We start from the raw sequence: 14,681 nt of genomic DNA, 5'->3' as shown, positions 1-14,681 counted from the left end.
TTAATCAAATAAGATGTTCAGCATGACTTATCATATAGGCTTGGAGTGGTGTATCATTTTCAGGTAATGAAAAAAGATAACCATTCCAAGCTTTTAATATCAAGTTTTCTAGTTTACATAACATATATTATAGGAAGTATCAAATTATTGTAAACAAAAACGCCTTCTAAAAAGAAAACGTTTTTTACTGTTTATTCCATTGCTTCAACGGCATGTTCTACAGGTTGTACTTTCAAAAATAAAATGCCCATGCCAACAATTGCTAAAACGGCAGCAATTAAAAATGGATAACTTGTTCCGAATGCTTCGCTAATGATGCCTGAACATAGCGGCGCAAATGCAGCGCCTAACCAGCGAATAAAATTATATGCACCACTTGTTACGCTACGTGCATATGGTGAATGTTCTATAACGGTTGTGGTAAACAATGCGTTGTTTATTCCTAAAATTAAGCCTGAGATGACGATTAAGACGATTCTAACCCATAGAATGTTAATAAGGCCTAATAAAATTAAGATGATCGCACAGGCTATTAATGTGAACTTTAATATGGTTTTAGAGTTGTATTTGGATTCTAAATCGTGCGCAACTTTGGCGGAGCCAAATGCAAGGCATAAACCCCAGGCGAAAAAGACAAAACCAATTTTGATTGCAGATAATCCAAGGACAAGTGGTGAAAAAGCGAGAATCGTAAAGAAACAATAATAATAGAACATCCCACTTAACGAAATTTGTAGGAATGGTTTATAGGTAAACAAATGCAACATTTGCTTAATTGGAACTTGCTTTTTATCGACCGTGGCTGTAGTGTTTTTTGGCGCTTTTACTTTAAATAAAATGAGCAAACATGCGATGAAAATTAAAATAGCTGTTGCTAAAAATGGATAACGCCATGAAAGATTCCCTAAAACACCACCAAGCAATGGACCAAATGCCATTCCGAGCCCCATCGCCGATTCATATAAGCCAATGGCGTGTGAGGTTGTATGAGAAAGTGAAATTAAAAGCGTCATAGCGGTCGCTAGAAACATCGAATTTCCGAATCCCCACCCTGCCCTAAAAATGGATAAAGCACCAATGCTATTTGAAAAACTACATAAGAGTGCAAAAATTGTTACTAAGAAAAGACCACCAACTATGAGCTTCTTATCTCCTACTTTACTGGCAATAATCCCGATTGGAATCATCATGATGGCCATTGTGAAAATATAGGCTGTAAACAGCATTTCAACTTGTGAATGTGTGGCACCAATACTTGAAGCGATACTCGGTAAAATTGGATCGACAATGCCGATCCCCATGAAGGCAAGTAGCGAAGCCGCAAAAGTAATCCACTTACCAGTATTTTTCTGTTGTTCAGTTAACATGTTCGTTCAACTTCTTTCTATTTTTTTCGACTTTATTAGTGTATCGCTATTTTATTTATATGTCAATATTTACATATGTTATTTTTGGCGAATTCTTTGCACAAATCTGCGAAATAGATTACAATGAGCAAGAAGAAAGCTACGAGAAAGGAAGTAAATTTTGTGAAGTCAAACATTAATTTGCTCGGCTATACTTTGCTTGAGATGATTGCCCGTGAAGCTTCAAGCGGCTATGACCTCGCTAATCGCCTGCGCATCATGCAAAATACAAATCACAGTCAGATTTACCCAATGCTCGCAAGGCTCGAAGATGAAGGCTATTTGACCGTTCACACGCAGCTGCAAGAAGGTAAACCAAATAAAAAGATTTACGCCATCACAGAAAACGGCATTTTTTTATTAAAAGAATGGTCCGAAACGGCACTTAAAATACCAGTGACGCGTGATGAATTTATTATTAAACTGCAACTGGATTGGCTGAACCCTGAACGAACGGCAATTCTTTTAGAAGAACGCATGACCTATTTAGAGGGCCAACTGCGATTGACAGAAGATAGTTTAGTCCATTTCGAGCAACTTTTAGGATTAGCCACAAAAAATGATTTTGTAAATAACATGTCCTACCAAATTTATTTGCGAAAACGCGACTTAATTCGCGCTGAAATCGATTGGTGCCGGGATATTTTAAAACATAAAAAATAAGCCTCCTATAGCGAAGGCTTATTTTTTATGCGTATGTGGCCGTTTTTAAAATCTCATTGGCCATTTTAATCGTTTCCTCATCAGGTGGTTCAATTCCTTCAAGCGGATAACGAATACCAAGTTCTTTCCATTTATAGACGCCCATCGTGTGATATGCCAACACTTCAACGCGTTTTACGTTTGGCAACGTATCGATAAAGTCGCGTAAAGAAGTTAAATCAGCAGGATCATCTGTTTTTGTTGGGATTAAGACGTGGCGCACCCATATGGGTTGATTTTTATCGCGTAAATAATGCGCAAAATCTAAAATGGGGGCATTGGGTTTCGTTGTAAGTTTTAAGTGCTTCTCAGGATTCATTTGTTTGATGTCAAGCAAGATTAAATCGGTCACTTCCATGAGCCGGTCTAACTTTTCAATGAATTCGGGTTCTCGTGTGAAACAACCACCACAACTATCGATGGTCGTATGAATCCCAGCTTTTTTACATAAAGTAAAGAACTCAATCAAGAAATCAATTTGCAGAAGTGGTTCACCACCACTCACAGTAACACCGCCGTCTGAAGCCTCCCAAAATTCACGGTATTTAATGGCCTCATCAAACACGTCTTGTGCGGAACGTTCTGTGCCTGTGCCAATTTTCCAAGTATCGGGGTTGTGACAGAACTGGCAACGCAGCAAACACCCCTGCATAAAAACAATAAAACGGATTCCCGGACCGTCAACCGTCCCCATTGATTCAACTGAATGTACGCGTCCCATTACTTCTGACATTACTAACCTCTTCCTTTCGATTGGCTTTAAAAAGGGGGATGCTGCTTCTCGCCTAGCATCCCCTTTTTTGAAATCTAATGTTTTAATTACATGCTTTCGTGCATTGTACGGTGGATAACGTCTAGTTGTTGTTCACGAGTAAGTTTGATGAAGTTAACTGCGTATCCAGAAACACGAATGGTTAATTGCGGATATTTTTCTGGGTGATCCATTGCATCCATTAACGTATCACGATTGAATACGTTGATGTTTAAATGATGCCCCATTTTACTAGAATAACCGTCTAACATCGCAACTAAGTTATTAATTTGAGATTCATCTTCGCGACCTAGTGCTTTTGGTACGATAGAGAATGTGTTAGAAATACCATCTTGACCATATTCATATGGTAATTTTGCTACGGAAGAAAGGGAAGCAAGTGCTCCTTTAGTGTCGCGTCCGTGCATTGGGTTCGCACCAGGTGCAAATGGTTCGCCAGCACGACGTCCGTCTGGTGTATTACCAGTTTTCTTACCATAAACAACGTTCGAAGTGATTGTAAGAACAGAAGTTGTATGAACAGAATCACGGTAAGTTTTGTGTTTTTTAACTTTTGTCATGAAGCGTTTTAGTAAGTCAACTGCAATTTCATCTACACGGTCATCATTGTTACCATATTTAGGGTATTCACCTTCGATTTGGTAATCTGTTACGATACCATCTTCGTCACGAATTGGCGTTACTTTAGCATATTTAATTGCAGAAAGTGAGTCAGCTGCAACAGATAAGCCGGCAATGCCAGTTGCCATTGTACGTAAGACATGTGTATCATGTAAGGCCATTTCAATGCGTTCATAAGAATATTTGTCATGCATATAGTGAATAACATTTAATGTATTAAGGTAAAGTTCTGCAATCCATTCCATCATCGCATCATATTTTTCCATTACTTCGTCGTATTCAAGAACATCGCTCTCGATTGGACGGAAAGCTGGGCCAACTTGTGCTTTTGATTTTTCATCAACGCCACCGTTAATTGCGTATAGCAATGTTTTCGCTAAGTTCGCACGAGCGCCAAAGAATTGCATTTGTTTACCAACACGCATGGCAGATACACAACATGCGATTGCATAGTCGTCGCCCCATTTAGGACGCATAACATCGTCATTTTCATATTGAATAGCAGATGTTTTAATCGACATTTTTGCACAGAATTTTTTAAATCCTGATGGAAGTTCAGTAGACCAAAGTACAGTTAAGTTTGGTTCTGGAGCTGGTCCTAAGTTGTCTAATGTATGCAAGAAACGGAAAGAGTTTTTCGTTACAAGCGGTAAACCATCTTCGCTAATTCCGGCGATGGATTCAGTTACCCAAGTAGGATCTCCAGAGAATAAGTCATTATAGTCAGGTGTACGAGCAAATTTAACAAGACGAAGTTTCATGATGAAGTGATCCACAATTTCTTGTGCTTCTTCTTCAGTAAGAACGCCGTTGCGCAAATCACGCTCTACATAGATGTCTAGGAATGTAGAAGTACGTCCTAAACTCATTGCCGCACCATTTTGTTCTTTAATTGCTGCTAGATAGCCCAGGTATAACCATTGGAACGCTTCTTGAGCAGTTTTTGCTGGCTTAGAAATATCAAAACCGTGTTTTTCCCCTAAAACTTTAAGTTCTTGAAGAGCACGAATTTGTTCGTTGATTTCTTCGCGTAAACGAATGATATCATCGCTCATAGTGCGAAGACCTGTGTTATTTAAATCTTGTTTCTTTTGGCTAATTAAGTAGTCAACGCCGTAAAGAGCTACGCGACGATAGTCCCCGATAATACGACCACGGCCATAAGCATCTGGTAAACCAGTAATAACCCCAGATTTACGAGCAGCACGCATTTCAGCAGTGTAAGCATCAAATACACCTTGGTTATGTGTTTTACGATATTCTGAGAAAATATGGCTGATTTCTTCATCAACTTTAAAGCCATAAGATTCTGCAGCTACTTCCGCCATACGGATACCACCGAATGGTTGTAAACCACGTTTAAATGGTTTGTCCGTTTGGAAACCAACAACTTTTTCTAAGTCTTTGTTTAAGTATCCTGGGTCATGTGAAGTGATGGTCGATACGATTTTTGTATCCATATCCAAAACGCCGCCGTTTTCACGTTCTTGCTTTGTTAAGTCCATAACTTGATCCCATAACTTGTTTGTTGCGTCTGTTGGGCCAACTAAAAAGCTGTCGTCCCCTTCATATAAGCGATAGTTTTTCAAAATGAAATCTCGTACGTCTACTTCTTCTTGCCAGTTACCACCAGTAAATTCATACCATTGTTCAGTCATTATGGAAACCCTCCTGTTATTTTGCTCATCTTCGAGCGTTTGTTAGTGAGCAAAGTTAGTTATATTTATACTGTTATCATAACATAAAATAAAAAAAATGCTACAGTTTTGTGCATCTTTTTTCAATCTTTTCTATTACATTTATGTTACATAATGCACAAATGGCTTTATTATCACTTGTTTTAAAGGTGTTTTAACTTTAGTGGAAAAAAATATTTTTATTTTAAAAATGATTTTAATTTGCCTGTATTAGTAAAAAGCACCATTTTTGTTATAGTACAGTTTTAGAAACCGCTTTCTGTTTCATATAATTGTTTTTCATGAAAACAACTACAGACTGATGACGAGGTAAAGCTTCCCTTTGTCATCAGTCTGATACGATACGCATTAGTTTAGAGTTGTTTCGTCCATAATTCTTTATTAGAAGTTGTAATTGCAGTCGCGCCAGCAGCTAAGACGGCATCAATTTGGCTTTGCCGTTCAATCAATCCGCCAGCAATAATGGGAATTTGAAGCTTTTCATGCATGTTTGCAATTTGTTCAGGTAAAATCCCTGGCAAAAGTTCAATCGCATCAGGCTGCACTTTTTCAACCAATTTCATGCCTTTTTGGTAGGCGCTTGAATCAATCATGAATAAACGCTGAATGGCCAGGACTTTATGTTGTTTGGCCTTTAAAATGACATTTCCACGTGTGGAAATAATGCCATCTGGACGAATTTGCTGGCAAATAAAATCAACCGCATAGTCATCATTCTTCAAACCATTAATTAAATCCGCATGGAGCAATACTTTTTTTCCCGTAGACTTCGCAAAATCAACGAGTGATTTCACTTGTGCCACATGTGTTTCAAGCATTACCATATACTGCACAGATTGCTCAGCGATTTTTTCAATATCGCGTTGATGATGAGCAGCCGGAATAATTTTTTGTCCGCCAAATAATTCCTTCACATTGTTCTCCTTACATGACCCGCTTAAACATTTTTTCAAGCTCATAGGTCGTATATTTAATAATAACAGGTCTCCCGTGCGGACAAGTAAACGGATCACTAGCCTCGCGGAGCGTATCAAGCAGTGCTTCCATATCAGCGGTCGTCAAATAGTGATTCGCCTTGATGGATTTTTTACAACTCATCATAATCGCAGTGTCTTCACGGAGCTTATGAATGCTAATGTTTGGAGCATGGAGCGCCTCATCCACAATTGCCCGAAGCGTCTCCTCCTCTTCTCCTTTTGGAAACCAGGTTGGATGAGCGCGAATAATAAAGCTATTTTGGCCGAAAGACTCTAAGAAAACGCCGACTTCTTTAAGCCGCTCCGTTTCAGCACTTAGACGAATGTATTCATCATTGGAAAATTCTAAGACAATCGGGACGAGCAATTCTTGTAGCTCGCGTTCCACCTCACCAATTTTCTCACGGAAAAATTCGTACTTAATGCGTTCTTGCGCCGCATGTTGATCGATGATAAAGAGCCCCTCTTCGTTTTGCGCCAAAATGTACGTCGCATGCATTTGCCCAATCGGATACATTTTTGGAATGCGCTCCTTCTTTTCTTCTGGCACAGGGGCCGCGTCCGTCACGTACTCTTCAGGCGGTTCTTTTAAAATCGAATCCCAATTCTCAACACCTTTTTCTTCAGGAATAAAGTCTGGGACATTTGGCTTTTCAAACAAAGTGGGTGGTTCTTGGCGCTTCGGTTCGCTTTCTGCTTCAAAGTCAATCTGCGTTTGTTCCGAAATGAGCTTCTCGCGTTTGGACACGCTCCCGTCTGGAATGAGCTGTAGCTTATGAAAAGCCTCTTTGATGGCCGCTGTAATCAGCTGACCGAGTTCCTTTTCTTTGCTTAGGCGGACTTCCAATTTTGCGGGGTGCACATTGACGTCAATGATAATCGGATCCATTTCAATTTGCAAAACAATAATCGGAAAACGCCCAATTGGCAATAGCGTATGGTAGCCTTCCTGAATGGCTTTCACAAGTGCGAAATTTTTAATGAAACGTCCGTTAATTATCGTTGAAATATAATTGCGATTCGAGCGATTGACTTCCGGTAAAACCCCGTACCCGCTCACTTTAAAGTCGAGTGATTCAGCAGAAATCGGCACAGTTTTCTTGGCAATTTGCACGCCATAAATCGCCGCAATGACTTGGCGTAAATCATTATTGCCGCTCGTATTTAAAAGTGGCTTGCCATTATGACTCAGGCGGAAACTAATTTCAGGATGCGCAAGCGCTAGACGGTTGACAACATCTGTAATGTTTCCGAGTTCAGTTGGCAAACTTTTTAAATATTTTAAGCGCGCTGGCGTATTGTAGAAAAGATCGCTTACTTCAATTTGCGTCCCGCGCCTTGCCGAATCACTATGCTTTTCTTTTTCGCGACCACCTTCGATGACAATTTTTGTCCCAGTTTCCCCCGTTGAAGTTGTCATTTCAACGCGTGCCACAGAAGCGATACTCGGAAGAGCTTCTCCTCTAAACCCTAGCGTGTGCACACGGAATAAATCATTTTCGTTTTTTATTTTGCTCGTTGCATGGCGCAAAAAGGCTGTTGAAACGTCTTCTGGATCAATGCCTGCACCGTTATCGATGACCGTCATTTTTGTCAGACCAGCTTCTTCTATTAAGATGTCAATGACAGTGCTTCCCGCATCAATCGCGTTTTCTACGAGTTCCTTGATGACCGAAGCAGGTCGTTCAACCACTTCACCTGCAGCAATTTTGTTCGATAGGTCGTCTGTTAATTCAATAATTTTGGCCATAAAATCACAACCCTTTATAATTTGCTTTGTAGTTCATACAATTTGTTCATTGCGTCCATTGGCGTCATCTGCATCAAATTCAATTTTTTAATTTCTTTTTCAACCAAACTACTTGCTGCCTGCTGCTTAACCGGCGTTTCCATTTCAAACAGCGGCAACTGCATATCGTCAGATACATCAGTCTTAGTTTCTTCTTTTGGAGCAGCGACCAGTTGATTCCCTTCCGCTTCAAGCGTTGCCAAAATCTCGGAAGCACGCTTAATTAAAGGGGCCGGCAATTCCGCAAGCTCCGCTACATGAATCCCGTAACTCTTATCTGCTGGACCTTCATTAATCTTATGAAGAAAAACGACTTTTCCATTTTCCTCTACCGCACTAACATGAATATTGCGCAGTTTTGGTAATTCGTCATCTAAAACCGTCAGTTCGTGGTAGTGGGTTGAAAATAACGTTTTGGCATGGACTTCACTGTGAATGTACTCAATAATCGCCTGAGCGAGCGCCATACCATCGTAAGTTGCCGTCCCGCGACCAATTTCATCGAATAAAATTAAGCTATTTGCTGTTGCATGCACAATCGCATTGCGCGCTTCAAGCATTTCCACCATAAAGGTACTCTGGCCAGCGATTAAATCGTCTGCCGCCCCAATTCGTGTGAAGACTTGATCGAAAATAGGAAGTGTCGCACGCTCTGCAGGAACAAAACAGCCAATTTGCGCGCAGATTGCCGTTAGCGCGACTTGACGCATATACGTACTTTTCCCCGACATGTTCGGTCCTGTAATGAGCAGGATTTCGCGATTCTCGTTCATCAGGCAATCATTGGCGACATAGCTCTGTGCACCCATTACTTTTTCAACGACCGGATGGCGACCTTGAACAATTTCGAGCTTGCCGTCTGCGCTTAACTCCGGGCGAATAAAGCGATTTTTTTCGCTAATTTCAGCAAAGCTTTGCAAGCAATCAATTTCACTTACCGCCTTTGCAAGCGCTTGAAGCCGCTCGATGTAGTCTTTGACAAATTCCCGAACTTCCGTAAACAATTTGTACTCAAGCTCAACACTTTTTTCTTCCGCATCTAAAATCAGTTTTTCCTTCTCTTTTAGCTCTGGAGTAATATAACGTTCGGCATTCGTCAGCGTTTGTTTTCGCTCATAACGCCCCTCTTGTAATAAATGCGTATTGGCGCGAGTCACTTCAATATAGTAGCCGAACACCCGATTGAAGCCCACTTTAAGCGATTTAATCCCCGTGAGTTCGCGCTCCTGCCGTTCCAGTTCAGCAATCCAAGTCTTCCCGTTTCGGCTGGCATCGCGGTATGTATCAAGTTCATCGTTGTAGCCATCGCGAATAATGCCCCCTTCACGAATCGAAATCGGCGGGGAATCAATTACAGCTTTTTCAAGTAAGTCAGTAAGGTCCTCACATGGATCAAGTTTTTCACCTAAACTATTTAAATGTTTGGCGCCTTCCATGTTCGTAAGTACAGCTTTAATCTTCGGAATTTGAAACAGTGAATTGCGGAGCTGAACTAGGTCGCGAGCATTGACATTTCCGTATGCAACCCGGCCAGATAAGCGTTCCAAGTCATAGACATTTTTTAAGTTTTCAACAAGTTCAACGCGCTCGAAGAAATGTTTCATCAATTCTTCTACATCATTTTGACGCCCAGTAATCATTTCATGATCAATAAGCGGGCGGTCAATCCATTGTTTGAGTAAGCGTCCGCCCATTGCTGTTTTTGTATGGTCTAGCAACCATAAAAGCGTCCCCACGCGTCCTTTGCCACGAATCGATTCCGAGAGTTCCAAGTTGCGCTTAGAATAGTAGTCCATTTTCATGAAGTGGCTCGTTTCGTAGTGAACAGCTTTTTGAAGGTGCCCTAAATCGCGTTTTTGTGTATCAGAAAGGTAGTTCAGTAATAAGGCAATCGCTTTTTTCTCCGAAAGAGCAGTGATGCGGTCAATAAGTTTATTCGCGAGCTCACAGCCTTCCGTTTCTTCATGATTTGAGATAAGCAGCCCCATTTGTTTAGTCAGTTCCTCAGATAAAAGGAGCGCGTCATCTTTACGAGCCACAAGTTCTTTTGCAGAAAGCGTTGTGAGTTCATTTAATAAACGATCTTCGCGTGATTCTAAAACGGTCGATTTGAGTTCCCCGGTTGATAGGTCACAGTAGGCAAAGCCAAATTCTTTATCCTCGTATAAATAAAAAGCCGCGATGTAGTTGTTTTCCTTCTCTTTCAACCCTTTTTCGTCCATCACGGTCCCGGGAGAAATCAGCTGAACAACTTCTCGTTTTACCATGCCTTTTGTCGTTTTTGGGTCTTCTACTTGTTCGCATATCGCTACTTTATAACCTTTTTCAATCAATGTATCAATATAGCCACTTGCTGAATGATAAGGTACACCACACATTGGGATTTTACCTTCTCCTCCGCCTTCACGCCCAGTTAGTGTAATTTCTAAAATTTGCGACGCATTTAACGCATCTTCAAAAAACATTTCATAAAAATCACCTAAGCGAAAGAAAAGGAAAGCATCTTGATAGTTCTCCTTAATACTCAAGTATTGTTGCATCATTGGTGTGTACGTTGTCATTTTCTACATCATCCCTTACTTCATCGCGTTTTTTTCATCTTTATATTATACCATAAATTTTTTATCGATTAAAAAATAAACAGACTGATGACGTTTTTTATCATCAGTCTAGATCTTTTTTCAATTCACTGTAAATCGAATCCGTAATCGTTTGGAGCAAATCATTGGCGTCGCTTTGGGCACGTCTAAATTCCCTCACAACAGGCAAATCATCAATTTCTTTTTTTAACTCTTCAATTTTTGCTTCTGACTGTTTCATTGCTTCATACTTTCCGTAATGTTCAAGGTTGACGGATTGCTTTTGCAGCTGTTTAATCTCCGCGATTTTAGCCTGCACTTTTTGGTTCGCATTAATTTGCTCTTCCGCTTTTTTATAAAATTCGATTTCCTCTGTATGTTCAAGCGCTTCTTTTAATTCCGCCGCTTTTTTCAAAATGTCTTCTTTCTTATACGGCATGCTTACACCCCTCTTTTATTCATAAAATGGATGATCATCATTGATTAAAATACGTTCAATTTTGGAAGCACGTCCTGTTTTTTCGTCTAAAGTTATTAAGCAACCAGATAATACGCCGCGTCCTTCTTTTGGTACTTCAAATCGCGTTGGCAGCTGTGTTTTAAAGCGGCGCAGCACAGCTTCTTTATTCATACCAAGAATCGCATCATACGGTCCAGTCATTCCCGCATCTGTTAAATAGGCCGTGCCTTCTGGCAAAATGCGATTATCCGCAGTTTGCACATGCGTATGTGTACCAACAACAGCTGAAACACGTCCATCTAAATGCCAACCCATCGCTTCTTTTTCACTCGTTGTTTCCGCGTGGAAATCAACAAAAATGACATTCGTTTTTTTAGTGGCTTCAGTAACGAGCGTATCAATCATTTCAAATGGATCTTTCAAATCTTGCCCCATAAACGTGCGCCCCTGCAAGTTAATCACCGCAACAAGCGTTTCATTTACTTTTACATACACAATGCCCGTTCCAGGCGTACCTGCCGGGTAGTTTGCTGGGCGCGCTAAATATTTCGCCTCATCAATAAACTCAAACACATCACGATTATCAAAACCATGATTGCCAAGCGTAACGGCATTCGCCCCTTGCTCTAAAAAGGTTTTATAAATTTTTTCTGTGATACCACGACCAGATGCAGAATTTTCACCATTCACAATCGTCACAGTAGGTTTGTATTTCTGCTTTAATTTCGGCAAATATTCCGTAATCATCTCACGACCAATCGAACCGACACAATCACCTATGAATAAAATTTTCATTTTTTGTTTCTCCGTTTCCTTCAAAAATTCGCTTAAAAAGCTTGATTTCGGCGTTCTAAAAGAGCAACATCCCGAAAAACACCATCCATCTTCCCTAAATTCTTATGTATACAAAGAGTTTCAAAACCAAATTTGTGATGGAGCGCAATGCTCGCCTGATTCTCCGGAAAAACAAGCGATGTCAGCGTCCAAAAGCCCGCTTTTTCACTCTCCGTAATCAAGCTTCTCATAAGCGCCTTGCCAACGCCCATTCCTTGTGCAGCCTTCGCAATATAAATACTTATTTCAGCAACACCACGGTAACTTGGCATGCTTGAAAAAGGCAAAAGTGCTGCCCAGCCAATGACTTCCCCCGCTTTTTTCGCAACGAAGCGGCAGTCCTTGAGGTATTTTGCATCCCATTCATAAAAGGTGAGCGGCTCAGTGAGAAACGTGGCATTTTTTGATTTAATGCCTTCTAAATGAATGGCCGCAACCTCTACATAATCATCTTGCTGCATCTTCTCAATTAAAATTTCCATCTCACATTGCCTCCCTTCAATTTAAAATCCGATACACGTTATAAATCCCCAAAACACTTGCCTTCCCGCCTAGCAAGCGAATTTCTTCGAGTGCATTTTGAACGAGCTCCGCCTTGTCTTCCGATAACAAGTCAATTAAAAAGAAATATTCCCCAAGCGCCGTTTTCAACGGACGCGATTCGATTTTGCTCATATCAATATTCCGCCAAGCAAACGTCGATAAAATTTTATGTAAGGCACCGGGAATATTGTTTGGTAGAAGAACGCTCACGGACGTTTTTTCCTCTTCTTTTTTTAAAGGAATCGACATCTTTTCCCTACTTAAAACGACAAAACGCGTTTGGTTTAACTCGATATCTTGCGCATTTTCCTTCACAATTTGAAGTCCGTATTCTAAAGCCGCCATACGCGGTGCAATAGCCGCCACAAGCTCATTTTCATGTTCACTCACCCATTTAGCAGCATAAGCCGTAGAAGGAGTTGCTTCGCGCACCGCGCCGTATAATTCTTCTTTCAAAAAAGTCTCACATTGTGCGAGCCCTTGTGGGTGACTCATGACTTTTTGAACAGACTGCCAAGAAGCCGCATTCATTTTATGTACCATAATATGTTGGGCAATGGGCAAAACAAGTTCCGCCTGAATAGGCACATTTGAAAAGTGAAACAAGTAATCAAGCGTAATATTTACGCCACCTTCAATCGTGTTTTCAACAGGAACGACAGCCGCATCGACTTCGTTATTTTGAATCGTCATAATGCACTCTGGAATAGAGGTAGCAGGAATTAAATCAGCCGTAGGAAAAGCACTCTTCGCCGCACTATGCGTAAAAGAAGCCGCAGGTCCAAGATAAGCAATTTTCATAAGGTAAACGCTCCTTTCTAACCAAGTATCAGGCTGATAAACATGTTTATCAGCCTGATTTTAGTTTTCTACGCCAAAACGGCGCCGGTTACTCTTGGAATTCGAATTCAAAATCAAGCAGGCGAACCGTGTCGCCATCTTCCGCACCGCGCTTACGGAGTTCCTCATCAACGCCCATCGCACGGAGCTGTCTTGCAAAGCGATTAATCGAAGCATCTCTTTCGAAGTTTGTCATCGCAAATAGTCGCTCTACTTTTTCACCACTTAACACAAAAGCGCCGTCTGGGTCACGTGAAATGACAAAATCAGGTTCTTCTGCTTCAAATTTATATAACACCGTATTTTCTTCTTCTTTTTCGAGCAGTTCATCGAGCGGGAATTCAGGCGTTGTTTCCAGCTTGTCAGCGATAGCGAGTAGGAGAGCATTCAACCCTGTTTTAGTTAAAGCTGAGATTGGAAAAACGGGAATATCCTCGTCTAGTTTTTCTTTGAATTTTTGCAAATTAAGTTCAGCATCCGGCATATCCATCTTGTTCGCCACGACGATTTGCGGACGCTCTAAAAGGCGTAAATTGTATTCTTCAAGCTCCTTATTTATCGTCACGAAATCTTCATAAGGTTCGCGGCCTTCCGCACCAGACATATCTACGACGTGTACAATGACACGCGTCCGTTCAATGTGGCGTAAAAATTGGTGTCCTAAACCAACACCTTGGCTCGCGCCTTCAATGAGCCCCGGCAAGTCAGCCATTACAAAACTACGACCATCGCCTGTATCCACCATACCTAAGTTTGGAACAAGCGTCGTAAAATGATACGCAGCAATTTTTGGGCGCGCCGCAGAAACAATTGAAAGTAGTGTTGATTTCCCAACGCTTGGGAATCCAACTAGCCCCACATCAGCAAGCACTTTTAATTCAAGCTGAATATTGCGTTCTTGTCCCGGTTCTCCGTTTTCAGATAGCTCTGGTGCAGGATTCGCTGGTGTTGCAAAACGTTTATTTCCGCGTCCCCCGCGTCCCCCTTTGGCGATAATAGCACGCTGTCCGTGTGCCACTAAATCTGCAATCGTTTCGTCCGTATCAAGATCTTTCACAAGCGTACCAGGCGGGACAGGAATAACTAAATCGCTTGCACCACGTCCATGCATACTTTTACTCATTCCGTTTTCTCCGTGCTCCGCTTTAAATTTACGTTTAAAACGAAAATCGACTAAAGTACGCAATCCTTCATCTACTTGAAAAACAACATTGGCCCCTTTGCCACCGTCGCCACCAGCAGGTCCACCATTTGGAACGAATTTCTCGCGACGAAAAGCAACCATACCATCGCCGCCATTCCCTGCTTTTACATTTATCTTAACCTGATCTACAAACATATCGTTTTAATCTCCCGTTCTTTAAAAGTCTTATTTAACATTATATCAATAAAATTGCCAATCACACAACATTTTATTTACGCGCACAAAAAAAGGTGCTAGAAACATCCTAACACCTCTTC

General features: G+C 41.1%; 12 protein-coding genes. 1 reads left to right on the top strand and 11 read right to left on the bottom strand.

The genetic code is table 11. The annotated features are described in order from the left end of the window. Positions 1 to 191: 191 nt before the first annotated feature. Positions 192 to 1,367 carry an MFS transporter gene (locus tag CFT42_RS01970; protein ID WP_088815259.1) on the bottom strand — a complete coding sequence of 392 codons (1,176 nt, stop codon included), beginning with the start codon at positions 1,365 to 1,367 and terminating at the stop codon, positions 192 to 194. A 204-nt stretch (positions 1,368 to 1,571) separates the two neighbouring features. Here CFT42_RS01970 and CFT42_RS01965 point away from each other — a divergent pair, with 204 nt between their 5' ends. Further along, entirely contained in the window at positions 1,572 to 2,069 is a 498-nt protein-coding gene (locus tag CFT42_RS01965) for a PadR family transcriptional regulator (protein WP_341864823.1), read from the top strand. Positions 2,070 to 2,094: 25 nt separating this feature from the next. Here the strand turns inward: CFT42_RS01965 and pflA are convergent, their stop codons facing one another. From pflA to obgE, 10 genes are all read right to left on the bottom strand, one after another. Then, entirely contained in the window at positions 2,095 to 2,841 is a 747-nt protein-coding gene (pflA, locus tag CFT42_RS01960) for a pyruvate formate-lyase-activating protein (protein WP_088815257.1), read from the bottom strand. Between the two features lie 86 nt (positions 2,842 to 2,927). Further along, on the bottom strand, positions 2,928 to 5,159 hold the full coding sequence (pflB, locus tag CFT42_RS01955) for a formate C-acetyltransferase (protein ID WP_088808919.1): 2,232 nt from the start codon (positions 5,157 to 5,159) through the stop codon (positions 2,928 to 2,930). A 392-nt stretch (positions 5,160 to 5,551) separates the two neighbouring features. Further along, a complete protein-coding gene (locus tag CFT42_RS01950) occupies positions 5,552 to 6,112 on the bottom strand; it encodes a glycerol-3-phosphate responsive antiterminator (RefSeq protein ID WP_088808918.1) in 561 nt (186 codons plus the stop codon). A gap of 10 nt (positions 6,113 to 6,122) precedes the next feature. Beyond that, the gene (mutL, locus tag CFT42_RS01945) at positions 6,123 to 7,925 is read right to left on the bottom strand and encodes a DNA mismatch repair endonuclease MutL (RefSeq protein WP_088808917.1); all 1,803 of its coding nucleotides are present in this window, start codon (positions 7,923 to 7,925) and stop codon (positions 6,123 to 6,125) included. 14 nt (positions 7,926 to 7,939) lie between these two features. After that, a complete protein-coding gene (mutS, locus tag CFT42_RS01940; protein WP_088808916.1) occupies positions 7,940 to 10,525 on the bottom strand; it encodes a DNA mismatch repair protein MutS in 2,586 nt (861 codons plus the stop codon). Between the two features lie 103 nt (positions 10,526 to 10,628). Beyond that, entirely contained in the window at positions 10,629 to 10,982 is a 354-nt protein-coding gene (locus CFT42_RS01935; protein ID WP_088808915.1) for a YlbF/YmcA family competence regulator, read from the bottom strand. 15 nt (positions 10,983 to 10,997) lie between these two features. Continuing rightward, entirely contained in the window at positions 10,998 to 11,798 is an 801-nt protein-coding gene (locus CFT42_RS01930) for a TIGR00282 family metallophosphoesterase (RefSeq protein WP_088808914.1), read from the bottom strand. Positions 11,799 to 11,830: 32 nt separating this feature from the next. Next, on the bottom strand, positions 11,831 to 12,319 hold the full coding sequence (locus CFT42_RS01925) for a GNAT family N-acetyltransferase (RefSeq protein ID WP_240310276.1): 489 nt from the start codon (positions 12,317 to 12,319) through the stop codon (positions 11,831 to 11,833). Between the two features lie 16 nt (positions 12,320 to 12,335). Further along, the gene (pheA, locus tag CFT42_RS01920; protein ID WP_088808913.1) at positions 12,336 to 13,181 is read right to left on the bottom strand and encodes a prephenate dehydratase; all 846 of its coding nucleotides are present in this window, start codon (positions 13,179 to 13,181) and stop codon (positions 12,336 to 12,338) included. Between the two features lie 88 nt (positions 13,182 to 13,269). Next, a complete protein-coding gene (obgE, locus tag CFT42_RS01915; protein WP_088808912.1) occupies positions 13,270 to 14,559 on the bottom strand; it encodes a GTPase ObgE in 1,290 nt (429 codons plus the stop codon). Positions 14,560 to 14,681: the final 122 nt, after the last annotated feature.

The sequence above is a fragment of the Listeria goaensis genome (genome assembly GCF_900186125.1).
Taxonomy (GTDB): Bacteria; Bacillota; Bacilli; order Lactobacillales; family Listeriaceae; genus Listeria; species Listeria goaensis.
The sequence above is the reverse complement of the archived record's forward strand: the minus strand, read 5'-3'. Positions and strand labels throughout refer to the sequence as shown.